General features: G+C 64.7%; 31 protein-coding genes. 19 read left to right on the top strand and 12 right to left on the bottom strand.

The genetic code is table 11. From position 1 onward, the window contains the following. Positions 1-205 precede the first annotated feature (205 nt). A complete protein-coding gene (locus tag ACO06J_RS03590) occupies positions 206-724 on the bottom strand; it encodes an AAA family ATPase (RefSeq protein WP_421759328.1) in 519 nt (172 codons plus the stop codon). A gap of 41 nt (positions 725-765) precedes the next feature. After that, positions 766-1,332, bottom strand: a complete 567-nt coding sequence (locus ACO06J_RS03585; RefSeq protein ID WP_421759327.1) for an HdeD family acid-resistance protein — start codon at positions 1,330-1,332, stop codon at positions 766-768. A gap of 152 nt (positions 1,333-1,484) precedes the next feature. On the opposite strand from ACO06J_RS03585, the gene ACO06J_RS03580 reads away from it, so the two are divergent. After that, positions 1,485-2,660, top strand: a complete 1,176-nt coding sequence (locus ACO06J_RS03580; protein ID WP_421759326.1) for an MFS transporter — start codon at positions 1,485-1,487, stop codon at positions 2,658-2,660. A 13-nt stretch (positions 2,661-2,673) separates the two neighbouring features. Further along, a complete protein-coding gene (locus ACO06J_RS03575) occupies positions 2,674-3,828 on the top strand; it encodes an MFS transporter (RefSeq protein ID WP_421759325.1) in 1,155 nt (384 codons plus the stop codon). A 20-nt stretch (positions 3,829-3,848) separates the two neighbouring features. On the opposite strand, the gene ACO06J_RS03570 is transcribed toward ACO06J_RS03575, so the two are convergent. Next, the gene (locus ACO06J_RS03570; protein WP_421759324.1) at positions 3,849-4,298 is read right to left on the bottom strand and encodes a GatB/YqeY domain-containing protein; all 450 of its coding nucleotides are present in this window, start codon (positions 4,296-4,298) and stop codon (positions 3,849-3,851) included. A 132-nt stretch (positions 4,299-4,430) separates the two neighbouring features. Here ACO06J_RS03570 and carA point away from each other — a divergent pair, with 132 nt between their 5' ends. Both carA and ACO06J_RS03560 read left to right on the top strand, forming a co-directional pair. Then, positions 4,431-5,648 carry a glutamine-hydrolyzing carbamoyl-phosphate synthase small subunit gene (carA, locus tag ACO06J_RS03565; RefSeq protein WP_421759323.1) on the top strand — a complete coding sequence of 406 codons (1,218 nt, stop codon included), beginning with the start codon at positions 4,431-4,433 and terminating at the stop codon, positions 5,646-5,648. 3 nt (positions 5,649-5,651) lie between these two features. Further along, complete coding sequence (locus ACO06J_RS03560; RefSeq protein WP_421759322.1) at positions 5,652-6,437, top strand: hypothetical protein; 786 nt, start codon at positions 5,652-5,654, stop codon at positions 6,435-6,437. A gap of 66 nt (positions 6,438-6,503) precedes the next feature. On the opposite strand, the gene ACO06J_RS03555 is transcribed toward ACO06J_RS03560, so the two are convergent. Both ACO06J_RS03555 and ACO06J_RS03550 read right to left on the bottom strand, forming a co-directional pair. Next, positions 6,504-6,749: a hypothetical protein gene (locus ACO06J_RS03555; RefSeq protein WP_421759321.1), complete on the bottom strand. Its 246-nt coding sequence runs from the start codon at positions 6,747-6,749 to the stop codon at positions 6,504-6,506. Between the two features lie 372 nt (positions 6,750-7,121). Continuing rightward, positions 7,122-8,060 (bottom strand): neutral zinc metallopeptidase, encoded by a 939-nt coding sequence (locus tag ACO06J_RS03550; protein WP_421759320.1) that lies wholly within the window; start codon positions 8,058-8,060, stop codon positions 7,122-7,124. A gap of 186 nt (positions 8,061-8,246) precedes the next feature. Here ACO06J_RS03550 and ACO06J_RS03545 point away from each other — a divergent pair, with 186 nt between their 5' ends. From ACO06J_RS03545 to ACO06J_RS03530, 4 genes are all read left to right on the top strand, one after another. After that, entirely contained in the window at positions 8,247-10,214 is a 1,968-nt protein-coding gene (locus tag ACO06J_RS03545; RefSeq protein WP_421759319.1) for a bifunctional 2',3'-cyclic-nucleotide 2'-phosphodiesterase/3'-nucleotidase, read from the top strand. A gap of 411 nt (positions 10,215-10,625) precedes the next feature. Next, the gene (locus tag ACO06J_RS03540; RefSeq protein WP_421759318.1) at positions 10,626-11,426 is read left to right on the top strand and encodes a ribonuclease T2 family protein; all 801 of its coding nucleotides are present in this window, start codon (positions 10,626-10,628) and stop codon (positions 11,424-11,426) included. 100 nt (positions 11,427-11,526) lie between these two features. Then, complete coding sequence (locus tag ACO06J_RS03535; RefSeq protein ID WP_421759317.1) at positions 11,527-12,294, top strand: ABC transporter ATP-binding protein; 768 nt, start codon at positions 11,527-11,529, stop codon at positions 12,292-12,294. Beyond that, entirely contained in the window at positions 12,291-13,826 is a 1,536-nt protein-coding gene (locus ACO06J_RS03530) for a permease (RefSeq protein ID WP_421759316.1), read from the top strand. The genes ACO06J_RS03535 and ACO06J_RS03530 overlap by 4 nt, the downstream gene beginning before the upstream one ends. Here the strand turns inward: ACO06J_RS03530 and ACO06J_RS03525 are convergent. Further along, complete coding sequence (locus ACO06J_RS03525) at positions 13,823-14,980, bottom strand: MFS transporter (RefSeq protein WP_421759315.1); 1,158 nt, start codon at positions 14,978-14,980, stop codon at positions 13,823-13,825. The genes ACO06J_RS03530 and ACO06J_RS03525 overlap by 4 nt on opposite strands. A gap of 91 nt (positions 14,981-15,071) precedes the next feature. Next, complete coding sequence (locus ACO06J_RS03520; protein ID WP_421759314.1) at positions 15,072-16,247, bottom strand: MFS transporter; 1,176 nt, start codon at positions 16,245-16,247, stop codon at positions 15,072-15,074. A 112-nt stretch (positions 16,248-16,359) separates the two neighbouring features. Between ACO06J_RS03520 and ACO06J_RS03515 the strand changes: the two genes are divergently transcribed. Further along, positions 16,360-16,719, top strand: coding sequence for an ArsR/SmtB family transcription factor (locus ACO06J_RS03515; protein WP_421759313.1), 360 nt, complete (start codon positions 16,360-16,362; stop codon positions 16,717-16,719). Between the two features lie 5 nt (positions 16,720-16,724). Then, positions 16,725-17,183 carry a GNAT family N-acetyltransferase gene (locus tag ACO06J_RS03510; protein ID WP_421759312.1) on the top strand — a complete coding sequence of 153 codons (459 nt, stop codon included), beginning with the start codon at positions 16,725-16,727 and terminating at the stop codon, positions 17,181-17,183. 148 nt (positions 17,184-17,331) lie between these two features. Here the strand turns inward: ACO06J_RS03510 and ACO06J_RS03505 are convergent, their stop codons facing one another. Further along, positions 17,332-17,661 (bottom strand): DUF6665 family protein, encoded by a 330-nt coding sequence (locus ACO06J_RS03505; RefSeq protein ID WP_421759311.1) that lies wholly within the window; start codon positions 17,659-17,661, stop codon positions 17,332-17,334. Positions 17,662-17,776: 115 nt separating this feature from the next. On the opposite strand from ACO06J_RS03505, the gene ACO06J_RS03500 reads away from it, so the two are divergent. Next, the gene (locus ACO06J_RS03500; RefSeq protein WP_421759310.1) at positions 17,777-18,679 is read left to right on the top strand and encodes a DMT family transporter; all 903 of its coding nucleotides are present in this window, start codon (positions 17,777-17,779) and stop codon (positions 18,677-18,679) included. Between the two features lie 84 nt (positions 18,680-18,763). Next, positions 18,764-19,069 (top strand): ATP-dependent Clp protease adapter ClpS, encoded by a 306-nt coding sequence (gene clpS / locus ACO06J_RS03495; RefSeq protein ID WP_421759309.1) that lies wholly within the window; start codon positions 18,764-18,766, stop codon positions 19,067-19,069. A gap of 57 nt (positions 19,070-19,126) precedes the next feature. On the opposite strand, the gene ACO06J_RS03490 is transcribed toward clpS, so the two are convergent. Next, positions 19,127-20,242 (bottom strand): SH3 domain-containing protein, encoded by a 1,116-nt coding sequence (locus ACO06J_RS03490; protein ID WP_421759308.1) that lies wholly within the window; start codon positions 20,240-20,242, stop codon positions 19,127-19,129. A gap of 195 nt (positions 20,243-20,437) precedes the next feature. On the opposite strand from ACO06J_RS03490, the gene ACO06J_RS03485 reads away from it, so the two are divergent. The 6 genes from ACO06J_RS03485 to ACO06J_RS03460 all read left to right on the top strand — a co-directional run bounded on the left by ACO06J_RS03485 (position 20,438) and on the right by ACO06J_RS03460 (position 24,205). After that, positions 20,438-20,941 (top strand): hypothetical protein, encoded by a 504-nt coding sequence (locus ACO06J_RS03485; protein WP_421759307.1) that lies wholly within the window; start codon positions 20,438-20,440, stop codon positions 20,939-20,941. 164 nt (positions 20,942-21,105) lie between these two features. After that, a complete protein-coding gene (gene hpt / locus ACO06J_RS03480) occupies positions 21,106-21,642 on the top strand; it encodes a hypoxanthine phosphoribosyltransferase (protein WP_421759306.1) in 537 nt (178 codons plus the stop codon). A 25-nt stretch (positions 21,643-21,667) separates the two neighbouring features. Further along, positions 21,668-22,018: a hypothetical protein gene (locus ACO06J_RS03475; RefSeq protein WP_421759305.1), complete on the top strand. Its 351-nt coding sequence runs from the start codon at positions 21,668-21,670 to the stop codon at positions 22,016-22,018. Positions 22,019-22,152: 134 nt separating this feature from the next. After that, the gene (locus tag ACO06J_RS03470) at positions 22,153-22,284 is read left to right on the top strand and encodes a hypothetical protein (protein WP_421759304.1); all 132 of its coding nucleotides are present in this window, start codon (positions 22,153-22,155) and stop codon (positions 22,282-22,284) included. A gap of 100 nt (positions 22,285-22,384) precedes the next feature. Further along, positions 22,385-23,896 carry a winged helix-turn-helix domain-containing protein gene (locus ACO06J_RS03465; RefSeq protein WP_421759303.1) on the top strand — a complete coding sequence of 504 codons (1,512 nt, stop codon included), beginning with the start codon at positions 22,385-22,387 and terminating at the stop codon, positions 23,894-23,896. A 102-nt stretch (positions 23,897-23,998) separates the two neighbouring features. Next, complete coding sequence (locus tag ACO06J_RS03460) at positions 23,999-24,205, top strand: hypothetical protein (RefSeq protein ID WP_421759302.1); 207 nt, start codon at positions 23,999-24,001, stop codon at positions 24,203-24,205. Positions 24,206-24,213: 8 nt separating this feature from the next. Here ACO06J_RS03460 and ACO06J_RS03455 read toward each other — a convergent pair whose 3' ends face one another. Then, positions 24,214-24,480, bottom strand: coding sequence for a DUF2277 domain-containing protein (locus ACO06J_RS03455; RefSeq protein WP_421759301.1), 267 nt, complete (start codon positions 24,478-24,480; stop codon positions 24,214-24,216). Positions 24,481-24,595: 115 nt separating this feature from the next. Next, the gene (locus tag ACO06J_RS03450; protein ID WP_421759300.1) at positions 24,596-25,498 is read right to left on the bottom strand and encodes a prohibitin family protein; all 903 of its coding nucleotides are present in this window, start codon (positions 25,496-25,498) and stop codon (positions 24,596-24,598) included. Between the two features lie 288 nt (positions 25,499-25,786). On the opposite strand from ACO06J_RS03450, the gene ACO06J_RS03445 reads away from it, so the two are divergent. Further along, positions 25,787-26,152: a DUF423 domain-containing protein gene (locus tag ACO06J_RS03445; RefSeq protein ID WP_421759299.1), complete on the top strand. Its 366-nt coding sequence runs from the start codon at positions 25,787-25,789 to the stop codon at positions 26,150-26,152. On the opposite strand, the gene ACO06J_RS03440 is transcribed toward ACO06J_RS03445, so the two are convergent. Then, the gene (locus ACO06J_RS03440; protein ID WP_421759298.1) at positions 26,149-26,697 is read right to left on the bottom strand and encodes a dihydrofolate reductase family protein; all 549 of its coding nucleotides are present in this window, start codon (positions 26,695-26,697) and stop codon (positions 26,149-26,151) included. The genes ACO06J_RS03445 and ACO06J_RS03440 overlap by 4 nt on opposite strands. Positions 26,698-26,749 lie beyond the last annotated feature (52 nt).

The raw sequence follows: 26,749 nt of genomic DNA, 5'->3' as shown, positions 1-26,749 counted from the left end.
GCACCGGGCTGATGGTTGGATGCCCCGCTTCTTGCTCTTCGTTGCGGGATTTCTGGGGGGCGCGGTTCTCATAACTGCCACGGTGGCGCTTCTTTTGGCGCTTCTTTTCAACGTCCTACCAGGCTCGTAGGGGGCTAGACGCCTCCACAAGCCATGATGTGGCGTGGGGTGCTAAACTAGTTTCCCGACTTGCGCGTGCCCGAGCCTATCCATTCGCAACCGCCAGTATCACATCCACAACATCCGCGAGCGCATGGGTCGCATCCACCCTTACCGCCTCGCGCGGCACGTCCTCCCCCGTCGCGTGCAACTGCGATACGAACGCGCGTTCTTCCGCCCTGCCGCCAAACTCATCCGCGGGCCGGGTCGCCAGCCGCCGGTTCAGTGTGTCGAGGTCAACCTCAAGCACGAAAACCCCGTCAAACAGATCGATGAAATGCCGGAAGTTTCTGGAGCCGCCGCAGAAAAACGAGATCGCATGGCTTCGGTCCGCGACGATGGCCCTGACCTTCTGGATGTCCCAGATGTGGTGCTCATGCCCCCAGGCGAAGCTGCCCGCCGTCGCGCCGGGCCGATCCAGCGGCACGCCCGTCTCGGGATCGCCCACATAGGACAGTTCACGGTCGCCATGGACGACGTGATACCCACGCCGCGCCAACTCCTCCGCCACGCTGGTCTTGCCGGTGCCCGAGACACCCTCGATCAGGTAGTTCCGGACGCCCATCTCAACCCTGCGTAGCGATCAGATAGCGCGGCTGGGGTCCGTCACACCCCAGCGCTGGCCGCCTTGTTCAGCCGCCACGCCATCGCCAGTAGCCCCACCGCGAACATGATCATCAGCACCCCGCCGATCGTCACCAGCAGGAGCGCGCCGAACAGGGGCGCGAACAGCAGCGCGATACCGAACAGCACATGCAGCGCACCCGACAGCAGCACCGGCCAGATCTTGGAATAGTGTTCGCGCTCCTTGTAGATCACCCACATTTCCATCGCGCCCACCACAATCGACGAGAACGCGATGATGTAGATGAGGAACGTCGCCGTCAGCATCGTCGCCATCAGCGGGCTCAGAAGGATCAGCACGCCGAGGACGATCGCCAGCGCGTTGTGCACCACGTCGAACCAGTAATTGCCGGTTTTGGCGCCGCCGAAGGTCAGGCTCCAGAGCCCCAGCACGCCATCGATCAGCAGCAGCGCCCCGCCCCAGATCACCAGCACCGTCAGCGCCGCGCCCGGGCTGAACACCGCATAAAGCCCGCCGATCAGCATCAGCGCCCCGCGCAGCCCCATGATCAGCGCCCAGCGCTTCTTTGCATCCACAAGATTTGCCATGACCCGACTCTCCAAATTGAGATAAGTACACCCAACACTACTCGCGTCCGCTGCCACAATCCAACGGCTCGGAGCGACCGCCGCACAGCTTGCCGTGCCGGCGCGCCGATCATCCTCTCAGCTGCCATCCAGCCAATGTTGTGAGACCGCCCATGCCTTTGGCCATTTACGCCCTGGCGCTTGCCGCCTTCGCTATCGGCAGTGCCGAGTTCGTCATCTCCGGCATCCTGCCTCCCTTGGCAGCCGACCTTGCGGTCTCGATCCCCACCGCCGGCCTCCTCGTCACCGCCTATGCGGTCGGCGTCGCCATCGGTGGCCCGATTCTCTCGGTGATCACCGCCCGCTATCCGCCCAAGCCCATCCTCATCGGCGTGATGCTGCTCTTCACCCTCTCCCAGGTGCTCTGCGCGCTTGCGCCCGATTACAACATGCTGCTCATCGCGCGCCTGCTCTCGGCCTCGGTGCACGGCCTCTTTTTCGGCGCCGGCGGCGTCTTCGTGGCCAATCTCGTCCCGGGTGAAAAGCGCGGTGCGGCCTTTTCGCTCTTCGTCAGCGGCATCACCATTGCCAACCTCCTCGGCCTCCCCGGCGGCAGCGCCATTGGCTTTCACTTTGGCTGGCGCGCCACCTTCCTTGCCGTCGCGGTGATCGGCGTCATCGGCGTCCTGGCGCTCACCTTCATGCTCCCCGCCGCCAAAGCCGAAGATCCGCAGCAGGCGAGTTTTCGTGCCCAGTTCCGCGAACTGCGCCACCAGCAGGTTTATCTCTCCTACATCACCATCGCCTTCGTCATGGTCGGCGCCCTCGCCTTCGGCACCTTCCAGGTCCCGATCCTGCTCAACATCACCCACGTCAGTGACACCATCGTGCCGTTCTACCTGCTGCTGGGCGGCGTCGGCTCGATCCTCGGCATCTTTCTCGGCGGCCGCGGCACCGACTGGAAACCCATGCCGGCGCTGATCACAGTCCTCCTGCTGCAGGCCCTGCTCTACTTCACCATGATCTTTGCCATGCACGATCTGGTGTGGATGACGGTCAACCTCTTTGCCTCCTCGATCGTCGGCTACGCCTTCTCGACGCCGCTGCAATCGCGCGTGCTGAGCGCCGCCCACGCCGCGCCCAATCTCGCCTCGGCGCTGGTCTCCACCGCCTTCAACATCGGCATCGCCGGCGGCGCCTTCATCGGCGCCACGCTGCTCAATGCCGACGTCTCCTATGCCGATCTGCCCGCCGTCGGCGTCGTCAGCGCCCTCTGCGCCGCGGCCACCGCATCACTCTCCTATTGGCTCGAGCGGCGCGAAACCGCCCGCACGGCCCTCGCACACTAGTCCGGAACCCCCTATGCCCCTGCCCCTCCTGGCCCTGTTTCTCGCCGCCTTCGGCATCGGCACGGCCGAATTCGTCATCGCCGGGCTGCTGCCCGCCGTCTCCACCGATCTCGGCGTCTCCATCCCGACGGCAGGCCTCCTGATCAGCGCCTACGCCATCGGCGTCGCCATCGGCGGCCCCATCGTCACGCTGCTGGTCGCAAAGCTCTCACGCAAGACCGCCATCGTCATCCTCGTCGGCGCCTTCACCGCCGGTCAGGCGCTCTGCGCGCTCGCCCCCGACTACACCATGCTGCTCATCGCCCGTCTGCTGGTCTCCATCGGCCATGGCGCCTATTTCGGCGTCGCCGCCATCTCGGCCACCAAGCTTGTGCCACCCGCCCAGTCCGGCCGCGCCGTCGCCATGCTGCTCGCCGGCATCACCGTCGCCAACATCATCGGCGTGCCCGCCGGCACCGCCATCGGCAATGCGTTTGGCTGGCGCGCCACCTTCTGGGCCGTCGGCGCCTTCAGCGCCCTGGCGCTCGCCGCCATCACCCTGCTCGTTCCCGCCGATGCGCCCGAAACGCACGCTCCAGCCAGTCTCGGCAACCAGTTCCGCGTCCTGACCCGGCCGGCCATCTACATGTCGTTCGCCATCATCGTCAGCGCCGCCACCGGCCAGTTCGTGCTGTTTTCCTACATCGCGCCATTCCTGATCGAGGTGACGAAAGTCCCCGTCGATCTGGTCCCCTGGCTCTTGCTGCTGTTCGGCGTTGGCTCCACCGCCGGCGTCTTGATCGGTGGCCGCCTCGCCGACTGGAAGCTGATGCCCAGCCTCATCGGCATGCTGCTGGGCGCTGCTGTGGTCTACGCCTTGATACTCGTCTTGAGCGGCAATCTCATCGCCATGGCCCTGCTGATCCCGGTCTGGGCCGGACTCAGCTTCGGCTTCGGCACCCCGGTGCAAACCCGCATCCTCCGGGCCGCCGCCGACGCGCCAAACCTCGCCTCGCCATTGATCCCCACCGCCTTCAACATCGGCATCGCGCTCGGCGCCATTTTCGGCGCCTACGCCCTCGAGCGGAACTGGGGCTATTTGAGCCTGCCGGTCATCGCCATCGTCACCGTGCTCATCGCCGCCCTCCTCGCCATCGTCTCATGGCAAGGCGAGCGGGCAAAAGCCTGAGCCCAAAAGTCTGAGTCGACTCAGCCCAGCGCCGCCTTCACCTTGGCGCTGGCCTTGCCGAAATCGATCCGGCCTGGAAAGTCCGCCTTGAGGCTCGCAATCACCTTGCCCATGTCCTTGGCCCCGGCAGCGCCGGTCTTGGCAATCGCCGCCGCAATCGCTGCCTCGATCTCGGCTTCGCTCATCCCCGCCGGCACGAACTCGGTGAGAATCGCGATCTCCTCGCGCTCCACCACGGCAAGGTCGTCGCGCCCGGCTTTCTCATAAATCCCAAGGCTTTCCTCGCGCTGCTTGATCATCTTCTGCAGCAAGACGATCAGGTCGCCATCGCCGAGCGGGTCCTTGCCCAGCCCGCGCGCCTCGATGTCCTTGTCCTTGATCGCCGCATTGATCGACCGCAGCGTCGCCGTGCGGCGCTTGTCACCTGCCTTGAGCGCCGTCTTGTAGCCTTCGCTGATCGTTTCGCGCATGTCCCGCATCCTCTTGCCGTGCTCGTTTGACGCTCCATATAGCGCAATAAAGCCGTTGCGCCACTTGCGCTCGTATGGGCCGCCTTCTAAGGAAAGGCCTCAACCACTATGACCGAACCTTGGAGACCCGCCATGACTGGCTGGCAGCACAAGCCTGCGACCGCCCTCCTGATCCTCGCTGACGGCACGCGCCTTGAGGGTCACGGCATAGGCGCTGTAGGCCACGCCGCAGGTGAAGTCTGCTTCAACACGGCGATGACCGGGTATCAGGAAATTCTGACCGACCCATCCTATGCCGGCCAGATCATCACCTTCACCTTCCCCCATATCGGCAATGTCGGCACCAACGACGAGGATATCGAGACGGTCAACATGGCCGCCCTCTCGGGGATCCGGGGCGCCGTGCTACGCGCCGATATCACCAACCCCTCCAACTATCGCGCCGCTGAAAAGCTCGATGCCTGGCTGAAAAAGCGCAACATCATCGGCATCGCCGGGATCGATACCCGCGCGCTCACCGCCCGCATCCGTGAAAACGGCATGCCGAACGGCGTCATCGCGCATTCGCCCGATGGCTTCTTCCACGAGCCCTCGATGGTCGCCGAGCTCAAGAACTTCCCCGGCCTCGAAGGCCTCGATCTCGCCAAGGAAGTCACCACTGCCCAGACCTATTCGTGGGACCAGACCTCCTGGTCGCGCACCGAGGGCTATGGCCGGGTTGAAAACCCCGAGTTCCACATCGTCGCCATCGACTACGGCGCCAAGCGCAACATCCTGCGCCAGCTCGCCGATCAGGGCGCGCGGGTCACCGTCGTTCCCGCCACCGCTACCGCCAAGGATGTGCTGTCGCACAACCCCGATGGCATCTTCCTCTCGAACGGCCCCGGCGATCCGGCCGCGACCGGCAAGTACGCCGTGCCGACGATCAAGACGCTGATGGAAACCGGCAAGCCGATGTTCGGCATCTGCCTCGGCCACCAGCTGCTCGGCCTCTCGGTCGGCGGCAAGACCGAAAAGATGCATCAGGGCCACCACGGCGCCAATCATCCGGTCAAGGACCTGACCACCGGCAAGGTCGAGATCACCTCGATGAACCACGGCTTCGCGGTCGATACCGAAAGCCTGCCATCCGGCGTCACCCAGACCCATATCTCGCTGTTCGATGGCTCGAACGCGGGCCTGTCGGTCGATGGCAACCCGATCTTTTCGGTGCAGTACCACCCCGAAGCGAGCCCCGGTCCGCATGACAGCCATTACCTGTTCACGCGTTTCCTGAACCTGGTGCGCGCGCAAAAGGGCCTCGCCCTCGAGCCCGAGCACGTCAAGGCCGGCGAAGACGCCGCGGCCTGAGCCATGGCCGGGCACGACTATCACCTGAACCCCGCCAGCCTTGTCGGGGAACGCTTCGGCCCAGGTGTGTTCGGTGACATCCGCATCGCGCTGGTGGGCTATTGCCCGCCACCCAAGGCGTTGGACGATTATGCGCCAGAGCGAGTGACCGACCAGCACTTCATCCACGTGTCGCCCGATAGCGTACGCATCCTCCACCATCAGGGGCGGCGCCTGCTGTCGCTGGCCCACGTCTATGGCGGCCCGGTGTCTTCCGCGACTGTGGAAGAACTGGCCTATTACGGCATCACCCACATCTTCGCCTACGGGTTGGCTGGAGGGCTCGGCACCAAGGGCCTCGCCATGGGCGATTTCTACCTGGTGGACACCGCACTCGCCGCCGATGGCACGACCCCGCACTACACAACCGACAGGACAATCTCCGCCGACCCTGGCCTGCGGGATCTGGTGCTGGCCTCGTGGACGGGCGCACCAATGACGCCAGTGCGCGCCGCCACCGGCGATGCCATCTATCGCGAAGACGACGCCATGCTAGATCGCTTCCGGGCCGAAGGCTGTGATGTGGTGAACCTCGATTCCGCGCATCTCTACGCCGTGTCGCGCACCAACCATGCCCGCCGCTCTGTGGCCACGATACAATGCGGCGTTCTCTCCGATATCGTCAGCGCCGATACCTCGGAAAGCACGCTCGGCACCATGCTCGCGGGCGGCACCACGGCGTTCAACCCGCTGGAACGGACCGGCGACATCGTCCGCTTCTACATCGAGACGCTGGCGTCAAAGCTCTAGCAAAATCAGCCAAACAAAAAGGGCCGCCCGAAGATCGGACGGCCCCTGAAAAGCAGTGCCGGGCGCTTACTGCGCGGCGGGCAGTGCCGCGACATAGGCGTCGAATTCGGTCTTGTCCAAGGCGCCGTCCTTGTTGGTGTCGGCGGCGTCAAACGCGTCCTTGGTCAGGTCGGGCCAAGCGGCCTGCGCTTCTGCGAGAGTGACCGTTGCGCTCGTGTCGGTATCGGCCGACTCAAATGTTACGGCTGCCGTCTGGGCGAAAGCCGAGCTGGTGAGACCGATGGCGGCGAGAGTGAGCAAAATCTTCTTCATGGAGAATATCCCTTCCATGTGGGTGAAAAGCGGTGCCCGAAACCGGGCTCCGGTGAACGACCTCAACGCCGTCCACACCCCGAATTGACCGCTCCAATGTGCCCACAAAGGGGCCGTTCATGGGCTTTGCAGGGACCATTTCCGGCCCATTCTGAGGACTTTTGAAATTCGATCGATGCCAGGAACCAATTGGATTTTCACGCGTTTCTGAAACTTTTGTCCAGACCGCACGCTCCGTGATTACACGTACTGAACTCCGTGCCTTCCACAACAGCGCCAAACAGAAAGGCCGCATCGCCTCAGCGATACGGCCCCCAAAATGTTGTTCCACGACGCAGGTCGGCCCCCCTCATTGGCGAGGGCGACATGTCCTCAGATACTGCCTTTGAACGTATCGCACTGGCTCACGTCACCGGTATCCATGCCCTTCTTCAGCCACGCCATGCGCTGCGCCGAAGTGCCGTGCGTGAAGTTGCGCGAAGAGACCTGGCCGCGGGTCAGCGTGTCGTCGCCGATCTGGTTGGCTGCCTTGATCGCTTCCTCGGCATCACCCTGGTCGAGGTAGTTCTGCTTTTTGGCATAGTTTGCCCAGACGCCCGCATAACAGTCCGCCTGCAGCTCGACCCGCACCGAATAGGCATTCTGCTGGTCCTGGCTCATCGAGCCGCGCTTGGCGTTGAATTCGGGTAAAATGCCTGTCTGGTCCTGCACCGCGTGCCCGATCTCGTGCGCAATCACATAGGCCTGCGCAAAATCGCCGGGCGCGCCAAACTGCTGGCGGAGCTGATCGTAGAACGCCAGGTCGATATAAACCTTCTTGTCATTGGGGCAGTAGAACGGCCCCGAACTGGTCTCGGCCGTGCCGCAGGCAGACTGCGTCTGGTTCGAAAACAGCACCACCGTCGGCGGCTTGTAGGTCAGCTTGTTCTCGGAAAACACTTCACCCCAGAGGTTCTCGGTATCCTTGGTGACGACGCCGACAAAATTAGCCAGCTCATCTTCCTGCGCGTTGGTCGACGGCGCCCATTGGCCTGACTGAGTCGAGCTCGACGTCGTCGTCCCGCCACTGCCGGTCAGCACTTCGAGCGGGTTCTGACCCGTCACGAACCAGATGATGCCCAGCACCACCACGATGCCCACAAGCCCGAGGCCGCCGCCGCGCGCGCCGCCAATCCGGCCACCGCCCAAGGGGCCAAGCCCCCCGCCCATGCCGCCGCCCAGTCCTCCACCAAGGCCTCCACCAAGCCCGCCGCCACCTTGTGACCGGCGATCTTCGATGTTGGAGCTGCGCTCACGTCCCTGCCACTTCATGTGATTTCTCCTTGGCCCCGGCGAGCGCTACCATAGCCGCTCGGAGCTTGCCCGCAAAATACCCTCTGCGCGTCATTGCAGCGTCACCCCGGCGGGGCATCTGAAAGGTGAGGCAGCAACGGATAACGGAGCCAAACCGTTGCGTCGTCTACCATGGGCTCATCATTGTTTTTAGGGAGACTGTCGATGACCTATGCGATTTCTCGTCGTGCCTTTCTCGCCGGCACCGCCACTCTGGGCGCCGCCGTTGTCATGCACCCCTTCGCCGTGCAGGCCGCCGCAGGACAGGCCCATCTGCGCCTGATGGAAACCACCGATCTCCACGTCGCCGTTTTCCCCTATGACTATTATGCCGATAAGCCCAACGACACGCTCGGCCTCGCCCGCACCGCCGCCATCATTGATTCGATCCGCGCCGAAGCCGGCAACTCCATGCTGATCGACAATGGCGACGTCATCCAGGGCAACCCGATGGGTGACTATGTCGCCTTCGAAAAGGGCCTCGACACCGGCCCGCACCCGATCATCGCCGCCATGAACACCCTCGGCTATGAAGTCGGCACTCTGGGCAATCACGAGTTCAACTACGGCCTCGATTTCCTCGACAAGGCACTGGCCGGCGCCAACTTCCCCATCGTTTCGGCCAACCTCGCCAAGGGCACGCTCGGCGCCGATCCCCTCTCCGACACCACCTATGTCGCCCCCTACAAGATCATCGAAAAGCAGATAGTCGATGGCGCGGGCAAGAGCCTCACCATCAAGCTCGGCTTCATTGGCTTCCTGCCGCCCCAGATCATGACCTGGGATTCGTCCAACCTCGTCGGCAAGGTCGATACCCGCGACATCATCGAAACCGCCAAGGCCTACATCCCCAAGATGCGCGCTGAAGGCGCCGAACTCATCATCGCGCTCTCCCACTCCGGCATCGCCGCTGACGCCGGCCCGGGCGCCGAAAATGCCTCGCTGCAGCTCGCCGCGCTCGACGGCATTGATGTCGTCTTCACCGGACACCAGCACCTGGTCTTCCCGAACTCCAAGGACTTCGAGGGCCTCGAAGGCGCCGATCTCGAAAAGGGCACGCTCGCCGGCAAGCCCGCCGTCATGGCCGGGTTCTGGGGCTCCCACATGGGCCTGATCGATCTGTTGCTCGAACAGGGCGCCGACGGCAAATGGGCCATCGTCTCCCACACCGCCGAAGCCCGCCCGATCTCCGAGCGCGTCGATGGCAAGGTCAAGCCGCTGGTCGAAAGCGTCGCCACCGTCCTCGCACCCGCCCAGGCGGACCATGACGCAACGCTCGAATATGTCCGCCGTCCGGTCGGCGAAACCGCCGCACCGCTCCACTCCTACTTCGCGCTCGTCGCTGACGATCCGTCCGTCCAGATCGTCAACATCGCGCAGAAATGGTACCTCGAAAAGCTGCAGAAGGGCACCGCCTGGGATGGCCTCGCCATCCTCTCCGCGGCCGCCCCGTTCAAGGCCGGCGGTCGTGGCGGCCCCGATTACTACACCGATGTCCCCGTCGGCCCGGTGGCGATCAAGAACGTCGCCGATCTCTACCTCTACCCCAACACCATCCAGGCCGTGGTGATCACCGGCCAGGACGTCCAGAACTGGCTCGATCGCTCCGCCGGCATCTTCAATCAGGTCGCCGCCGGCGCCGCCGACCAGCCCCTGATCAACCTCGATTTTCCCGCCTACAATTTCGACGTCATCGACGGCGTCACCTACAAGATCGATGTCTCGAAGCCCGCCAAGTACGGCCCCAAGGGCGAGGACATCGGCAACACAGATAGCCGCATCGTCGACCTGATGTTCAACGGCAAGCCGATCGATCCAGCGCAAAAGTTCGTGGTCGCCACCAACAACTACCGCGCCGGAGGCGGCGGCAGCTTCCCCGGCGTCGGCCCCGACAAGATCGTCTTCAAGGGTCCCGATACCAACCGCGACATCCTCGTGCGCTACATCATGGCCGAAAAGACCATCCAGCCCAAAGCCGACAGCAACTGGTCCCTCGCCCCCATCGGCGCCACGGTCCTGTTCGAAACCGGCCCCAAAGCCGCCGACCACCTCGCCGACGTCACCGCCGTCAAGATCGAATCGACCGGCAAGACCAGCGACGACGGCTTCGGCATCTACCGCATCACCCTCTGACCCTCTTCTCCCTCCCCCTCCTACAGGGGGCGGGCCGGGGTGGGTACACGCGCACCAGCGCTTTCCGCAAAGGCCCCTCACCCGGCCTTTCAGGCCGACCTCTCCCCCAAGGGAGAGGTAAGCAGAGGCACAATCGCGCCACCTCGCTACCTCTCCCTTTGGGGGACTTCGAGGCGGCCCGAAGGGACAAATCGGTCCAGTGGACCGATTTGAGAGGAGAAGGCCATGAGGCCTGTGGTCGAATGGCAAGGTCGGCGCGCAGCGCCGGGTGAGGGGGCCTTTCTTCTGATCCCCGCAGGGAGCCCCCCACTCCCCTTCCCCCACCATTTCAGCTTAAGCTCCCTCCACACCCGTGGGGGATTCGATGCGCAGGCCCGTTGATCCGATCTGCCCCGCACCACCGGTCGCCGCATGAACCCGCGCTTCATCCTCGTCCTCGCGCTGACCTTCCTCCTTGGCGGCGGCGTGGTCCTCATGCTGAAACCCCAGCCAACCACAGTCGCCCCGCCGCCGATCGCCACGCCCTCAACCCCGGCGCCCGCAACGCCCGCAGCACCGTCCTCCAAAAAACAGTTCCTCATCCTCGCCGCCAGCTGGGAGCCTGCCTTCTGCGAGGGCGCGCCGGACAAGCCAGAATGCCAGTCGCTCGGCTCCAAGCGCTTCGACGCCAGCCATTTCTCGCTGCACGGCCTCTGGCCGCAGGATGAGTATTGCGGCGTCTCCACTACCCAGGTCGATCGCGACAAGGCCGGCCGCTGGTCGCAACTGCCGCCCGTTGAACTGGATACCGCAACGCAGGCCGCGCTCGATGCCGCCATGCCCGGCACCCGCTCGCAGCTGGAACGGCACGAGTGGATCAAGCACGGCACCTGTTTTGGCACCGCAGCCGGCCCATATTTCAGCACTGCCATCCTGCTGCTCGCCACCCTAAACGGCTCGCCAGTGCGCGATCTCTTCGCCCAGAGCATCGGCAAGGAACTCTCCACCTCCCGCATCCGCGCCGCTTTTGACACGGCGTTCGGCGCAGGTGCTGGCGATCGCGTGCGTGTCGCCTGCAAGGACGATGGCGACCGCCGCCTGATCACCGAACTCACCATCGGGCTCTACGGCAACTTCAACGACGCGCCGAACCTCGGCAACCTTATCCTCATCGCCAACCCAACCGACGCGGGCTGCAGCAAGGGCGTCGTCGACGCCGCTGGTGCGCAATAGTTCAGCCTTTGTTTACCGCTCGGCTTCAGCCGGTTTCAACGGCTTCCGGCTACTCTCGCCGCTATGTCCGCGCCCTCGGCCGGACCAGGGAGACTTCTCCATGCCGTCCGCCGCCCCCGCCCTCGACATTGTCGGGCTCCGCAAGAGTTTCGATCGCCCCGTCGTCATCGATCTCGATCTGCAGGTTCGCGCGGGCGAGTTCTACGCGCTGCTCGGTCCCAACGGCGCGGGCAAAACCACCATCCTCCGCATGGTCGCGGGCCTCCTCCGGCAGGACAAGGGCGCCATTTCGATCTGCGGCATCGACACCGCCACCGACCCGATCGGCGCCAAATCGATTGTCGCCTGGGTCTCGGACGAGCCCATGGTCTACGACCGGCTCACCCCGATGGAATATCTCGAATTCGTCGCCGGCCTTTGGCGAGTCGAGCCCCGCGAGGCCGAACGCCACGCCCGCGAACTCATCGACTGGCTCGGCCTCGGTCCCCACGCCAACCAGCGCTGCGGCGGCTTCTCCAAGGGCATGCTGCAAAAGGTCGCCCTCGCCGGTGCCCTCGTCCACGATCCGCGCCTCATCATCCTCGATGAGCCGCTGACCGGCCTCGACGCCGGCTCCGCCCGCCAGGTCAAGGACGTGCTGAAGCAGAAGGTCGCCGAAGGCGTCACCGTCATCATGACCACTCACATCCTCGAGGTCGCCGAACGCATGGCCGAACGCATCGGGGTCATCAACCACGGTCACCTCGTCGCCGAAGGCACGCTCGCCGAACTCCGCGCCCAGGTCGGCCGCGAGACGACGCTCGAGGAGATCTTCCTCGATCTCGTCGCGCAGAAGGAAGCCGACACTATGGAATCCAAAGCCGCATGACTGCCGAGCCCATCCGCCTGACCTGGTTCGCCGCGCACGAATTCCGCCTCGCCTGGCGCGACTGGCTGGCCATGACCACCGGTGGCAAGCGCGTCCGCGGCATCGTGCTGTTCGTGACGCTCGGCCTGTTCTACCTGGGCCTCCACGCCCTCGCCAACGCCCTCATCGCCCCCTGGGTCAAGGCCGGCATCACGCCGGACAAGCCCACCCTCGTGCTGCTCACCGGCTCCGGTTTCCTGTTCTGGACCGTAATGCTGAGCCAGGCCCTGGAATCGGTCACCCGCGCCTACTACGCCCGCTCCGATCTCGATCTCCTGCTGAGTTCCCCCGCCTCCTCGGCCCGCATCTTTGCCGTGCGCACCGCCGCCACCGCCTTCGGCACCATGCTGCTCGCCTGCCTTCTCGCCAGCCCGCTGATCAATGTGCTGGTCGGCTACGAAGGCCCCAAATGGTTCGCCGCCTATGGCGTGCTCGCCGCCCTCGGCGCCCTCTCGGCCGCAATTTCGGTCGCCGTCACCATCGGCCTGTTCAAAACCATCGGCCCCCGTCGCACCCGCCTCGCGGCCCAGATCATCGCCGGCATTGTCGGTGCCGGCTTCGTTATCGGGGTCCAGGCCGCCGCCATCCTCAGCTTCGGCAATATGGATCGCTTCGCGGTCCTCCAATCCCCCGCGTTCGTCGCCGCCGCACCTGAACCGTCCAGCCTCATCTGGCTGCCGGCCCGCGCCGCCATGGGCGATCTCGGCGCCCTCGCGCTCATCGCCACCATCGGCATTGGCGCGCTGGTCGCCGTCATCGCCTGGTCCTCGGGCAGCTTCGCCCAGCACGCCATCGCCGCCGCCGGTGTCTCCCAGACCCGCGTCCAGCAGGGCGCCTCAAAGCCCTTCCGCAAGGCCAGCCAGCGCCACGCGCTGCGCGTCAAGGAATGGAAGCTCCTCCGCCGCGACCCCTGGCTTCTCAGCCAGACGCTTATGCAGATCCTCTACCTGATCCCGCCCGCCCTTTTCCTCTGGGTCTCCTACGGCCAGAGCGCCGGCACCTATGTGGTCGTCATCCCGGTGATCGTCATGGCCGCCGGCCAGCTCGCCGGTGGCCTCGCCTGGCTCGCCATCTCGGGTGAAGATGCGCACGATCTGGTCGTCACCTCCCCCATCTCTCCGCGCGCCATGCTGATCGCCAAGATCGAGGCCGTGCTCCTCACCATCGGCGTCATCTTCGGCCCCATCCTCGTCCTCGTCTGGATCGCCAGCTGGGAACTCGCCTGGGTCACGGCGCTGTTCGTCGTCATTTCCGCCGGTTCGGCCACCGCCATCCAGCTCTGGTTCCGCATTCCGATGCGCCGCGCCATGTTCCGCCGCCGCCAGGTCGCCTCCCGCGCCGCCACCATCTCGGAGGCCCTGAGCTCCATCATGTGGGCAGGCACCGCCGTGCTGGTCGCCGGTGAACAGGGCCTCGCCATCCTCCCCGGCGTTCTCGCGGTCATCGTGCTCTTCGTCGCCTGGGGCCTCAGCCCCAAGGGCAAGCGTGTCTAGCGCCCGGGCTCCTTTGGCCCCAACCAGATCAGCAGCAAGCTCGCTGCCGCAATCGCGGCGGCGACCGGTCCGAGCCACATCGGCCCCAGCCGTTCCAGCACGGCCCCACCCACCAGCGCTGCCAGAGCCCCACCGAGATTCATCGCCGTCAGGTTCAGCGACGCCACCAGCACCGCCGAGCCCGGCGACAATGCCGCCAGCCGGATCAGTTGCGGCGGGAAGAACGCCCACGTCACCACACCAAACAGCGCCACATGCACCAGAAACACCGGCAGCACCAAGCCCTGCGGCAGGCCGGCGATCAGCGGCGTCAGCGCCAGCTCAATGATCCCGGTCCCCATCACCAGCAACTGCGTTGGCCCCGCGCCGATCCTGTCACACAGCCGTCCGCCAAAATACCCACCGGCAATCGCCCCCAGCCCGAACATCAGCAGCACCAGCGGCATCACGCCCGCGTCGAGCCCCAGCGCCACCGTCACGATCGGCGCGAGGTAGATCATGAACACAAACAGTCCCATTACCCCCACCAGCGATGACAGCAGCACCATCGGCACGCCCGGCTCCTTCACCACTGCCAGCCGTTCCCCAAGGCTCCGCCCATCACCCACAATCGTATCGGGCAGCCGCCGGAGCATGGTGATGGCAGCAAGGATCGCCAAGACGCCAATGGCAAAATAGGTGACCCGCCAGCTGGTCAGATGCCCCACCAGCGCACCAAGCGGCGAGCCGAACGCCACCGCCACCGAACCACCCATGACCACAATGGCCAGCGCCCGCCCGCGCTCGCCCGGCCGCGCCATCCCAACCGCCGCAGCCTGCGCCGTCGAGGTAAAGAGCCCTGCCCCAACCGCCAGCAGCGTCCGCGCCGCGATCAGCATCGGCAGGCCCGGCGCCAGCGCCATCAGGATCGCGCCGAGCCCGAACACCAGCTCTGCGCCAACCACCACCCGGCGCCGGTGGTGCCGCCCAAACAGTGTCGAAAACAGCGGCGTCCCGAACCCGTAAGCCAGCGAATAGGCGAACACCATCAGCCCGGCCTGCGCCACGCTGGACCCGGTCTCGGTCGCAATGTCGGGCAGAAAACTGACAATGACAGACGACTCTACGCTGCCGGCGAATGCCCCCAGCGCCAGCCACAAGAGCCGCGAATCCATTATCTTTTTCCCTCGTCCCCAGCAGCGATAACAGCCGCTCGGAACACCCGGGTCAATTGCGCCTTTCGCTCAGTAGCGAGCCCTGAGCTCGCTATCCCAGCCGCGGCATCTGCAGCGCCCGCGACGGCCGGCTGGCATAGAGCACCAGCAGGGCAAGTACCGGAAAGGCCGCGGCCACGAGGCCGATCTCATTGACCCCAAGCTGCTCGATGACCTGGCCGCCGACCACCGCACCAAGTGCCGTCCCGAGATAGAGCGACGATGCATTCAGCGACAACGCCAGCGGCGCCGACGTCGGCGCCATCGCCACCAGCCGGCTGACCTGCGCCGGCAGGAACGTCCACGCCACCACACCCCACACAAACATGAATATGAAATAGACCGGCCCAACCACCCCGGCAGGCAGCATCGGAATTGCCGACAACAGCACCAGCATCACGGCACTGGCAACCGACGCAAACACCACCGTCCGCGTCGCCCCGAGCCGGTCCGCCAGTTGCCCACCCAGCGTATTGCCGATTGCCGCGCCAACGCCGAACGACAGCATCACATAGGGCAGCAATCCCGGCGCCAGCCCCATGCCCTTGGTCGTGATCGGCCCGAGGTAGACGAACGCCGCGAACGGGCCGACCATATAGAGCAGGATCGTCAGCAGCGCCGGCAGGATGCCCGGCACCGAAAGCACCGCCAGCCGCTCGCCAATGCTCCGCCGGTCGCCTTTGATCCCCGCAGGCAGCATGAACCAGATGGCGATCGCCGTCAGGTAACCCACCACCGCGATAGCAAAATACGTGCCGCGCCAGCCTGCAACACCACTGACCAGCGCCCCGATGGGTGCACCGAACGCCACCGCCATGGTGGTCCCGGCAACCACCAGCGACACCGCCCTCGCCCGCCGCTCAACCGGCGCCAGCGACACCGCAGTCGCTTGTGCGGTCGCCGCATAAAGCCCGGCGCACGCCGCGATGATCACCCGCGCCAGCAACAGCATGCCATAGCCCTGCGACAGCGCCGCAAACAGTGCGCCCGAGCCAAACACCACCGCCACCACTGCCAATAGTGCCCGGCGATCGAACTGCCCCGTCACTGCCGACAGCACCGGCGATCCGATCGCGTAGGCAATGGCGTAGGCGAAAACCAGATACCCCGCCTGAGAGATACTGACACCGAGATCAGTAGAAATGGCCGGCAGCAGCGTCGCAATGACGAACCCCTCGACGCCGATGGCAAAAGTGCCCAAAGCGAGCCAGACCAGCCGCTTGTCCATAGCGAATATCCTTAGTTCAATGATCGTTGAACAAATGAACCTCGCACACGCCGCTGTCAACCCTTGTTCAATGATCGTTGAACTTTGCTCACAAACCGCCTATTTTGTCCCCATGAGCACAGCGCAACCCGCACTGCCGCACCCCGATGCGGACCAGATCAACCTCTCGAACGTCCTGACAGCGCTCGGCGATCAGACGCGTCTCGCGATCATCGGCCAACTGGCTCGCGATGAACTGCGCGGCATGACCTGCGGGCAGTTCACCGATCTCGCCAGCAAAACCAGCATCACCTACCATATCGCCAAGCTGCGCGAGGCGGGTGTGGTCAACGTTGCTCCCGAGGGCACACGGCGCCGAGTCACCCTGCGTCGCGGCGATCTCGACGCCCGCTTCCCCGGTGTCCTCGACTCGATCATCGCCAACACGCGCGGCCTCGTGCTCGAAGGTATCGACGAGCAAGAGCCGGCTTGAGGAACATGACCAACCTGATCTTCCACGACGCCCGCCAGGACGACCTTGGCTTCATCGTTCGCCTGATCGTTGAAGACAACGTAGTGGCGTCAATGGACGAACCCGACCGCCCGGATCACCCGCGCTACCTCGCCGCCTTCAACGCCATCAACGCCGATCCCAACCAGCGCCTGATGATTGCCGAACTCGATGGTGAGGCGGTGGGCACCCTGCAACTCACCTTCATACCCGGCATCAACCGCCTCGGCGAAACCCGCTGCCTCGTTGAAGCCGTCCATATCTCCCCGTCTCACCGCAGCAAGGGCCTTGGCGGCCAGATGATGCAATGGGCCATCGCCGAAGCCCGCGCCCGCGGCTGCGGCCTGATGCAGCTCACCTCCAACAAATCCCGCCTCGACGCCCACCGCTTCTACAAACGCCTCGGCTTCGCCGCGAGCCACGAAGGCTTCAAGCTGGCGCTCTGAAGTTGAAGGTCACCGGCCTCTCAGTACTCCCTCCCCCGAAGGGAGAGGTGTGCTGAGGCACCATCGCGCCACCTCGTCACCTCTCCCTTTGGGGGAGAGGTCGGCCGCAGGCCGGGTGAGGGGGCCTTTCCTTTAGGCAAAGAAGCCCCTACCGCTCCATCGCCCCAAGCCGCACCAGCACCTCATTCGGGATCCCATAAATCCGGATCGCCTCCCGATGATCCCGAACCCCACAAAGTTCCCGCTGCACGAAATACGACCACACCTCGCGCGCCCCCGCCTTCACCAGCTTCAGCCGCTCCTCGGCGCTCCCCTTGCCCGCGTCGAACGCGCGCAGCGCCGCCATCGCCTTTTCCACCTGCCGTCCGTGGTGCCCGAGTGAGGCCGCCTTTTCGCCCTGTACCTCAACTTCGATCGCGGAAAACCCCGCCTGCAGCGATTGCTTCAGCGCTGCAATCTCCGCAACCGTCATCGCCATCGTCCTGTCTCCTGTGAACCGGGCAAAGTTAGGTGGCTCCCGTGGCGCTTTCAACGGCCGCAGCGCTCACAAACTCGCCATGGCGATCCGGCCGCCGCCGGGCTAGAAACCTCCCATGACTCGCGCCCTAACCCGCCCCGCTGCCACACTGATCGGCTTCTCTGCCGTCTCGCTCTGGGCGTTGCTCGCCTTCCTCACTGCAGCCAGCGGCACCATGCCCGCCTTCCAGCTCACCGCCATCACCTTCGGCATTGGCGGGCTCGCCGGCGTCGCGCTCTGGCTGCTCCGCCCCCAGGCCATCAAGGCGCTAAGGCAGCCTCTCCCCGTCTGGCTGCTCGGCGTCGTTGGCCTCTTCGGCTACCATTTCTGCTACTTCTTCGCGCTGAGGAACGCCCCGCCGGTCGAGGCCGGCCTCATCAACTACCTATGGCCGGTCCTCATCGTCGTCTTCTCCGCCCTGCTCCCCGGCGAAAGGCTGAAGCCGCAGCATCTCATCGGTTGCGCCCTCGCCGTCATCGGCGCCGTGCTGGTCATCACCAAGGGCCAGGGCTTCAGCTTCGATCCGCAATACGCCCTCGGCTATGGCGCCGCCCTCGCCGCTGCGCTCATCTGGTCGTCCTACTCGGTGCTGTCGCGCCGCTTCGCCGCCGTCTCGAGCGATGCCATCACCGGCTTCTGCCTCGCGACCGCCGTGCTCTCAGGCCTCTGCCATTTCATCTTCGAGCCCACCATCTGGCCCGCCAATCCATGGCAATGGGCCGCGATCGTTGCCCTCGGCCTCGGCCCGGTCGGCCTCGCATTCTATGTCTGGGACATCGGCGTCAAGCGCGGCGATATCCAGATCCTTGGCGCCACGTCCTACCTCACGCCCCTGCTCTCAACCCTGATCCTGATCCTCACCGGCTACGCGCAATACAGCCACTTCGTGCTGGTCGCCTGCATCCTGATCACGGCCGGCGCGCTGATTGCCGCCAAGGATATGCTGCTGGCCGGACGCCGGCCGCGCCCCGCGCCCTGATCCATTCGATCGCCTGCCAGTCGCCTTTCTGCCCTTCCGGTGCTATATTGCATCAACCGGAAGCAGTTTCGGACACCACCCAAAATGACCGATACCAACATCAAGCCGCGCCTCAAGACCGTGCCGAAGGTGGCGCGTCCGCCGCTCCACAAGGTGATCCTCGTCAACGACGACTTCACCCCGCGTGAGTTCGTCGTCCGCGTCCTCAAGGCCGAGTTCCGCATCACCGAGGATCAGGCGAACCGCATCATGATCACCGCCCACACCAAGGGCAGTTGCGTCGTCGCCGTGTTCACCCGCGAGGTCGCCGAGACCAAGGCCACCCGCGCCACCGAAATGGCCCGCAGCGAAGGCTTCCCGCTGCTCTTTGCCACCGAGCCCGAAGAGTAGCCGCGCAAAGAAAAAGGCCCGGTCTCCCGGGCCTTTCCATTCCAGTGCCGAAGGCCGTCAGTTGGCCCAGGTGGTATAGCCGATCTTCATCGTGGTGCCCGCGAAACCGTTCACGCGGAACTCCGAAATCCGGCCCTCGTTCGTCTTCACGCAGATATAGCTGCCGATCGGCGCATCATCGAGTGCCAGCTTGGCATTGGTGAAGGTCGCTGACTTGCATCCGTTCCAGCCGTGCTGGCCGAAATCGCCGATCGAGATCTTTGCGCCATTGCGGGGCGTGATGTACTTTTCGGTGTCAGTCACCGCTTCGTACCAGAGGTCGTTTCCGGGATCGTCACCTTGCGCGCCATTGTCGAGGTTGATCTCCCAGGTCTGCTTCCAGTTGATCCCACCGGTCGAGAACGTCACAGGCATCAGCGGGACGATGATATCGGGGTTCAAAACGATATCGGGGTTCAAAACGATCGGCGGCACAGGCTCGGCCCCGGTGAACACCTGCACCGAGTTCGCCTTGTTATCGATCTGCCCCGGCAGGTCTTCTGTGTCGGTGGTCACGGTCTTGCAATAGCCGCCGAGATTGTTGTCGACGCAGAGCTTCACCTTCAGCACGCCCGACACCTCGACCGAGGTGATCTTGTCCTTGAACGTCGAATTCAGGCTGTTCTTGGTGCCCTCGCTCATGCAGAAGCTGCTGCCGTCAAATCCGGCGTCTACATAGAAGCACGCCTGCGGACCATCTGCCTCTTCCTCATCATCGGCCGGCGGTGCCGGTGGCGCTGGCGGCGGCGGTGCGTCACCGCAATTGATCGAGAGGCTCGGCTTGCCGTCCGGCCCGATGGCAAAGCCGAAGCCGCAATCGGGGTTCGATCCGCCGCCATCGCTCTGCTCGCCCTCGTCATCGGCAGCATCATCGGGTGCCGTCAGAAACGTGGCGCTGACCCATCCATCCGGACCACTGTGCTCGACAAAGCACCAGCCCGAAGGCGCGCACTCGGAGACCGTCACCGCCTCGCCAGCATCCAGTTTGTCGACGACCCCGAATGTCTTGCCAGGGCCAGTCCGGACATTGACCGGCGACTTGGCGACGGCGTCAAAGGCGAGCGCACTGCTCGCCCCTGCAAAAAGAGCGGCCGCAGCGATGGCGGCATAGACTGCAAGTCGATGTTTGAACATTTCCCTCAAGCCCCTTTGTCTGACGCGAATGTATCGCGTGATGGGAACAAGAACAGCAGTTTTGAAATGAACCGGCTGTGAATGCTTGTGACAGACTCGCCCGGAACGCCCCGCCAACCGACTTCCGCCCGCCACAGTCCCAAGATAGACTTGCCGCTCAGATCGAAATCTCACTGATTCCGGAGCTGCTTACAGATGCCCAAGCCCACGCTGCTCGCTCGCCTGGCCCTCGCCGCAATGTTTGTCCTTCCGGCCACCCTGCCCGTCCTTGCCGGCTCCGCCGAAACCGCCCTCCTCGCCTCCTATGCCGGCACCTGGACGGGTACGGGCGTCGCCGCCGGCCCCGACCCCGGCGACGTCAACTGCCGCATCACCTTCAAGTCGACGTCAACGGGCAAGCTCATCTATAATGGCCGCTGCTCGTTCAGTTCCGGCGCCGCGAGCTTTAACGGCACCATGATCTACAACGACGCCGCCAACCGCTTCGAAGCCGCCTCCAGCTCCACCGGTTTTTCCGCCACCACCATCGGCAAGAAGCAGGGCAGCAACATCGTCTTCTCCATGGAAGGCCAGGACACAACCTACGGCACCGCCTCCTCAACGATGACCCTGGGCAGCAAGTCGATCAACATCACCTTCAAGCTGGTCGACAAAAAGGGCGAAACCACCTCCTCCAAAATCACCTTCACCCGCAGCTAGGCGGGCATCGCGATAGTGAAGCAGGCGCTGTAGTTCTTCTCCCCGTCGGGGAGAAGGTGCCCGAAGGGCGGATGAGGGGGGCCGCGTGCGCGAAGCCATCCACCCGCTGGAGCCCATCGCAACAATCGCCTATACATCGGCGCCAACGAGGGGCCCTTCCTGCCATGACCACGCCGAATTACGTGATCGATGAACTGATCTCTGCCAAGGCCATCGCGGCCCGCGTCGAAGCGCTCGCGCGCGACATCGCCGAGTTCTACAGCGGCACCGAAAAGCTCGTGGTTGTCGGCCTCCTGCGCGGCTCGTTCATCTTCATCGCCGACCTCGTGCGCGAACTCGATCTGCCCGTCGAAGTCGATTTCCTCGAAGTCTCGTCCTACGGCAATTCCACCGAATCGAGCCGCGAAGTCCGCATCCTCAAGGACCTGCGCGGCGAGATCGAAGGCCGCGATGTGCTCTTGGTCGAAGACATTGTCGATACCGGCCACACCCTGAAGCACGTCCTCGAAATCCTCGCCACCCGCCACCCCAAGCGCATCGAAGTCTGCGCCCTCCTCGACAAGCCCTCGCGCCGCGAAGTTCAGGTGAAGGCCCGCTGGATCGGCTTCGAAATCCCCGACAAGTTCGTCGTCGGCTACGGCATCGACTACGCCCAACGCAACCGCAACCTGCCCCATATCGGCGCGGTACGGTTCGTCTAGGGCAACGCGTCGAGGCGAGAACGGGATGACCATCGAAGAGATCGCCCGTTCATTACCCAACGGTTTCCACGACGCCGAGCTTTCCGGCTACTCGATCAGCTTCATCAAGCAAACCGCGCACCTGGACCTTGCGGTGTGGACTGGCAGCCCAACGCGCATTGAGACCTATCGCCCCGCGTCGCTGGACCTCGAAGGGCTGCGCTTCTGGATCATCCAGCCGCCCGACGCTCGCTATGATGCCTCTGCAGGAGAACTGGTGATCGACATCGGCAACGTGGCTGATCTCGATCCGCCCCCGGCCGTCCAACTCCCGCCAGTGCCACCGACAGTGCCGGTGAACTGGCTCTACGTCCGCGACTGGAACGCCTTCATCTAATTCGCGGCGGACAGCGCCAATCTCCGTTGGCTGGGGGACGAACAGGATCGTCGCTCCTAGCCGACGCCAGCTGAACGTCAACCAATAGTAGCAACAAACGCGGCGATCTCATCCCGGCTGGTCGGCGCCGCGAAGTGCAGGTCAAGGCCCGCTGGATCGGCTTCGAAATCCCCGACAAATTCGTCGTCGGCTACGGCATCGACTACGCCCAACGCAACCGCAACCTGGCCCATATTGGCGCGGTCCGGTTCCTGGAAAAGCTCTAGGCGCCTGGCGAACAACGCATCGGCCGCGGCGGTCAGTGATACCTGAATACTGGCACTCCACTATTTCTGTCCGCCACAGACTTGCTGTATGACTTCTGTCATGACAGAGCCGCGACATGCCTTCGGCCCGTTTGTCCTCGAGCCCGCTGCAGGGATACTGCGGCGGGATGGGGTGGCCGTCGCCATCGGCCAGCGTGGCCTCGCCTTGCTCGACAGCCTCCTCGCGGCGGCCGGCGAGCCGGTGGGCAAGGATGATCTGATGGCAGCCGCCTGGCCCGGCCTGTTCGTCGAGGAGGCGAACCTTTCGGTGCAGATCGCGGCACTGCGCAAGGCACTGGGCAAGGCGCCCGACGGGCAGGAATGGATCGCGACGGTGCCGCGCGTCGGCTATCGCCTGCCCCGCGGCCCTGCCCTGGCGGACAGCACGCCCCGCCCGACGCGGCCCTCGATCGCCGTGCTGCCCTTCGACAGCCTCCCCGAGGACGAGTATTTTGCCGATGGCATGGTCGAGGACATCATCACCGCCCTGTCGCGCTTCAAGACCTTTGCGGTGGCGGCACGCAATGCGGCCTTCCCCTTCAAGGGCCGCACCGATACTCGCGCCGTCGCCACAGCGCTCGGTGTCCGCTACCTGCTCGTCGGCACCATCCGCCGACGCGCCGACCGGCTGCGGGTCAGCGTGCAGCTTGTCGATGCCGATACCGCCACCCAGCTCTGGGCCGAGCAGTTCGATGGCGAGCCCTCAAAACTGTTCGAGTTCCAGGACAGCATCACCGAATCGGTCGTCGGGCTCGTCGAGCCGGAGGTGCGCCGCGCCGAGATCGAGCGGGCCCGGCGCAAGCCGCCCGGCCGGCTCGACGCCTATGACCTTTATCTCCGCGCCCTGCCGCTGTTTCGAGGCACCAGCCCCGCGGTCCGCACCGAGGCCATTCGCCTGCTCGAGGCAGCGGTGGAGCTCGACCCCGGCTTTGCCATTGCCGCTGTCCACGCGGCCTGGGCCTATGAGCGGCAGGACGTTTTTGGTGGCGGCATGACGCAGGCGGAACGCCACCGCGCCATCGAACTGGCGGAACTGGCGCTCGACGCCGGCCATGACGATCCACTGGTGGTCGCCATCGCCGCGCTGGTGTTTCTGAATGTCGCAAAGGAGGCAAATCGATCGCTGGCCATGCTGCGTCAGGCGCTGGCCGCCAACCCGAACAACTCGACCATCCTGTCGTTCAACGCCTTCAGCAACGTCATGGTGGGCGACCTCGAATTCGGCCGCCAGTGCTTCCTCCGCGCCCTGCACGTCGCCCCCGGCGCCCTCGACAATTACGAATTGCTGCTGGGCATGGGCGTGGCGCACCTGTTCAAGGGCGAGTTCGAAGCCAGCCTGGATTGGTCGCTGCAAGCCCTCGCCACCAACAGCGAATGGCTCCCCACCTACTGGCACATCGCCGCCGCCTACGCCCATCTCGACCGCATGGACGAGGCGCGCGCCACCATCGCCACCTTGCTGGCCAAGGCTCCGATGATGCGGATGGGCGATATCGAGCGCATCGCCAGCCGCTTTGGTCCACGCCTCGTCGCGTTGGTCGACGGCATGCGCAAGGCCGGCCTGCCCGCCTAGCCACGGTTTTGGGAGATTTTGGCGCCCGTTTTGGGACGCAAACCGCCCTCGTGACCGATGCTCTCCCCATCGAGCCAGCCCGGCCCGACGGAGGAAAAGCAAATGACCCACACCGATTTCCAGATCGCCGCGTCCGCCAAGGCTCAGTCCGAAACCACCTTCCGTCCTCTTGAGGCGCTGAAGCTCTGGTTCCGGAACGCCATCGCCGAACGGCTTGCCGAACAGCCCCAGGACCCCACCGCCTCATTCGGCCCGCGCGACTGGGCCGACATGCCGGTGTATCACCCGGCGACGGCGGATGGTGAATGAGCGGGGGATCAGCCGTAGCGCAGCCGGGCCTTCTCCCGTGCCTTCGCCGCGACGATCTCGCGATCCTTCGGCGGCGCATTGGTCTCCAGCGATTTCAGCAACCGCTTGACCACCTTTTCGATGTCCTCCACCGCCTCCTCGAACGCCGCCTGGTTGGCCTGCGACGGATGGGTATAGCCGCTGATCTTGCGCACGAACTGCAACGCCGCATCATGCATCTCGTTGCCCGTCGCGGGCGGCTCAAAATTGAACAGCGGCCTGATGTTCCGGCACATGGCGGCCTCCTCGTCCTGGCAAATCTCCGCCCAGAGTGGCACCGCGCTACGCCCCAGACAAGTTTCGGCCGGCCAGGGAGACCCGGCCGGCCAATTCAGTTCCAGATAGACGTCCTTACGGCGCGGTCGCCGCAGGCGTCAGGTTGAGGAACGGCACCGCGCCGCCCGGCGGCATCGTCGTCGGCAAGACGCCATCCCACCGCTCGGCCTGAATCAGGGCCACCACGCCGGGGTTGTCGCGCAGCGCCTTGCCACGGTTGGCAATGACGGCCGCCTCGGCGTCACCCTTCACCTGGATGGCATGCGCCTCGGCATCGGCCGCCAGCTTCACCGAGGTTGCCGCGGCCGTTGCCTGCGCCACCTGCGCGTCGGCCTGCGCCTGCGCCTGGGTAACCGTGATCTCGGCCTGCACCTTCTGCTGGGCGAGCTCCTGCTGGCGCTTCTGCACCTCAACCGTCGCCAACTGCTTTTCTTCGATCGAGTTCTCGTAGGCCGCAGAGAACTTGATGTCCTCAACCTGCACGCTCTCGATCACCAGCGGCTCGCCGATACCAGCCTGCAAGGCCGCCAGCCCATCAGCATTGAGCTTGGCACGCTGCTGGATGGCGCCCAGCGCGTCATACTGGCCGAACACGTTCTTGAAGATCGCGGGCACCCGCGGCTCGACCAGCCGGGCAATCATGTTTTCGGTCGAGCCGTACTCGGCATAGACCTTGCCGCCCGAGCCCGGGATGATGTGATAGCTGACGCTGAGGCGGATCTGCGCCGGCTGCTGGTCACGCGAGTACGATTCCATCTGCTCGAAGGTCTCGGTATGCGATTGCAGCGAGACTTCCTTCACGTCTTCGATCAGTGGAAGCTTGAAGTGCAGGCCCGGACCCTCCGTCCCAACTACGGCGCCTGTGCGCAGCACCACGCCCTCTTCACCCTGGTCGATCTGATACCACGACCCGAAAAACAGCACTGCTGCAACGGCGATGATCACCACCGCAATTGCGATACCTCGAAAGTCCTTCATTTACGCCCCCTTCAATGCCGCAAACCCTCGCGGCCAGTGTCCAATGTGTCAGTCAAATCGCTCACAACACTATGACACGGGGTAAATAAGCCTCGCTGAATGCTGGCTGAACTTGTCCGCACCCCGATATTTCGGGATTCCGGGTCTTGCACGACCACCACCCGGGGACCACTTGCCGTCACCGCGGACGTAGGTCACATCGTGCCGACCCGGTGCGGCATTGACCCCGCTGGACTGATGCCGCGACCCGTCGCAAATAGAGCAGCCATTCCGCGCCGGATGAACCCGATGACCACGCTGCCCGACCGCAACCGCCTGCTCGCCGCCATCGCCGGCCTCGTCGGCGCCGCTGGCGTCTGCATCGCTGCGGCCGCCAGCCACAGCGGCGACGCCAACCTGACGATCGTCTCCAACTTCCTGCTCTTTCACGCGCCGGTGCTGCTGATCCTCAGCTTCCTCAAGGCCAACCGCATTGCCACCCTCGCCGCCTACGTGCTGATCCTCGGCCTGCTGCTGTTCTGCGGCGATCTCGCCATGCGATCCCTCGCCGGCCATTCGCTGTTCCCCATGGCCGCCCCCATCGGCGGCGGCACCCTGATTCTGGCCTGGCTGCTGGTCGCGGGCTCGGCGTTCACCGGTCGCCCCACCGCCTAGACCGCCCGATACCGCGCCAGCACCACGCCCTGGTCCAGCACCTCGGTATCGATCAACTCCAGCTTCGGCCGCGCGCCCACCCCGAAAAACGGCTTACCGCCGCCCAGCACCACCGGCATCAGGTAGAGCTGATACTCGTCGATCAGCCCCAGCGACGAGAGCGCCGCGGCGATCTCTGGCCCCGCAACTTCTAGCGTCCCCTCGACCTTCGCCTTCAAGTGCCGTACCGCCGCCCCGATATCGGCATCCAGCAGCGAGGCGTTCGGCCCCAGCTCTTTCAAAGTCCGCGACGCCACCCACTTCTGCTTTTCGCGCCAGGCCGATGCAAAATCCTCCTCGACAGCCTCAGCTCCAGGGTGGTCCTCATCCCAATAGGCCATCACCTCATACATCCGCCGCCCGTAGATGATCCCCGAAAGACCGCGGACCTTGTCGTTGAAATGCTGGTGCAGGGACTCGCTCGGCATCGGCAGCCCTGGACCGTGCCCCGTACCTTCGATGTAGCCATCAAGCGACTGCATCATCCCATAGATCAGTCTGGCCATGCGCCAACTCCTCATCTCACACTGCTGCGACATCATAGACATAACGTCCTCG

Source organism: Devosia sp. (genome assembly GCF_965229025.1).
Taxonomy (GTDB): Bacteria; Pseudomonadota; Alphaproteobacteria; order Rhizobiales; family Devosiaceae; genus Devosia_A.
The sequence above is the reverse complement of the archived record's forward strand: the minus strand, read 5'-3'. Positions and strand labels throughout refer to the sequence as shown.

Coding starts and splice junctions, on each gene's coding strand:
- ACO06J_RS03585 (WP_421759327.1), bottom strand. CDS start 1,332: ATGGCAAATCTTGTGGATGCAAAGAAGCGCTGGGCGCTGATCATGGGG.
- ACO06J_RS03445 (WP_421759299.1), top strand. CDS start 25,787: ATGACCACGCTGCCCGACCGCAACCGCCTGCTCGCCGCCATCGCCGGC.
- ACO06J_RS03515 (WP_421759313.1), top strand. CDS start 16,360: ATGAGCACAGCGCAACCCGCACTGCCGCACCCCGATGCGGACCAGATC.
- ACO06J_RS03525 (WP_421759315.1), bottom strand. CDS start 14,980: ATGGATTCGCGGCTCTTGTGGCTGGCGCTGGGGGCATTCGCCGGCAGC.
- clpS (WP_421759309.1), top strand. CDS start 18,764: ATGACCGATACCAACATCAAGCCGCGCCTCAAGACCGTGCCGAAGGTG.
- ACO06J_RS03490 (WP_421759308.1), bottom strand. CDS start 20,242: ATGTTCAAACATCGACTTGCAGTCTATGCCGCCATCGCTGCGGCCGCT.
- ACO06J_RS03465 (WP_421759303.1), top strand. CDS start 22,385: ATGACAGAGCCGCGACATGCCTTCGGCCCGTTTGTCCTCGAGCCCGCT.
- ACO06J_RS03560 (WP_421759322.1), top strand. CDS start 5,652: ATGGCCGGGCACGACTATCACCTGAACCCCGCCAGCCTTGTCGGGGAA.
- ACO06J_RS03535 (WP_421759317.1), top strand. CDS start 11,527: ATGCCGTCCGCCGCCCCCGCCCTCGACATTGTCGGGCTCCGCAAGAGT.
- ACO06J_RS03455 (WP_421759301.1), bottom strand. CDS start 24,480: ATGTGCCGGAACATCAGGCCGCTGTTCAATTTTGAGCCGCCCGCGACG.
- ACO06J_RS03450 (WP_421759300.1), bottom strand. CDS start 25,498: ATGAAGGACTTTCGAGGTATCGCAATTGCGGTGGTGATCATCGCCGTT.
- ACO06J_RS03460 (WP_421759302.1), top strand. CDS start 23,999: ATGACCCACACCGATTTCCAGATCGCCGCGTCCGCCAAGGCTCAGTCC.
- ACO06J_RS03500 (WP_421759310.1), top strand. CDS start 17,777: ATGACTCGCGCCCTAACCCGCCCCGCTGCCACACTGATCGGCTTCTCT.
- ACO06J_RS03540 (WP_421759318.1), top strand. CDS start 10,626: ATGAACCCGCGCTTCATCCTCGTCCTCGCGCTGACCTTCCTCCTTGGC.
- ACO06J_RS03485 (WP_421759307.1), top strand. CDS start 20,438: ATGCCCAAGCCCACGCTGCTCGCTCGCCTGGCCCTCGCCGCAATGTTT.
- ACO06J_RS03555 (WP_421759321.1), bottom strand. CDS start 6,749: ATGAAGAAGATTTTGCTCACTCTCGCCGCCATCGGTCTCACCAGCTCG.
- hpt (WP_421759306.1), top strand. CDS start 21,106: ATGACCACGCCGAATTACGTGATCGATGAACTGATCTCTGCCAAGGCC.
- ACO06J_RS03580 (WP_421759326.1), top strand. CDS start 1,485: ATGCCTTTGGCCATTTACGCCCTGGCGCTTGCCGCCTTCGCTATCGGC.
- ACO06J_RS03505 (WP_421759311.1), bottom strand. CDS start 17,661: ATGGCGATGACGGTTGCGGAGATTGCAGCGCTGAAGCAATCGCTGCAG.
- ACO06J_RS03575 (WP_421759325.1), top strand. CDS start 2,674: ATGCCCCTGCCCCTCCTGGCCCTGTTTCTCGCCGCCTTCGGCATCGGC.
- ACO06J_RS03510 (WP_421759312.1), top strand. CDS start 16,725: ATGACCAACCTGATCTTCCACGACGCCCGCCAGGACGACCTTGGCTTC.
- ACO06J_RS03550 (WP_421759320.1), bottom strand. CDS start 8,060: ATGAAGTGGCAGGGACGTGAGCGCAGCTCCAACATCGAAGATCGCCGG.
- ACO06J_RS03590 (WP_421759328.1), bottom strand. CDS start 724: ATGGGCGTCCGGAACTACCTGATCGAGGGTGTCTCGGGCACCGGCAAG.
- ACO06J_RS03475 (WP_421759305.1), top strand. CDS start 21,668: ATGACCATCGAAGAGATCGCCCGTTCATTACCCAACGGTTTCCACGAC.
- ACO06J_RS03570 (WP_421759324.1), bottom strand. CDS start 4,298: ATGCGCGAAACGATCAGCGAAGGCTACAAGACGGCGCTCAAGGCAGGT.
- carA (WP_421759323.1), top strand. CDS start 4,431: ATGACTGGCTGGCAGCACAAGCCTGCGACCGCCCTCCTGATCCTCGCT.
- ACO06J_RS03545 (WP_421759319.1), top strand. CDS start 8,247: ATGACCTATGCGATTTCTCGTCGTGCCTTTCTCGCCGGCACCGCCACT.
- ACO06J_RS03440 (WP_421759298.1), bottom strand. CDS start 26,697: ATGGCCAGACTGATCTATGGGATGATGCAGTCGCTTGATGGCTACATC.
- ACO06J_RS03530 (WP_421759316.1), top strand. CDS start 12,291: ATGACTGCCGAGCCCATCCGCCTGACCTGGTTCGCCGCGCACGAATTC.
- ACO06J_RS03520 (WP_421759314.1), bottom strand. CDS start 16,247: ATGGACAAGCGGCTGGTCTGGCTCGCTTTGGGCACTTTTGCCATCGGC.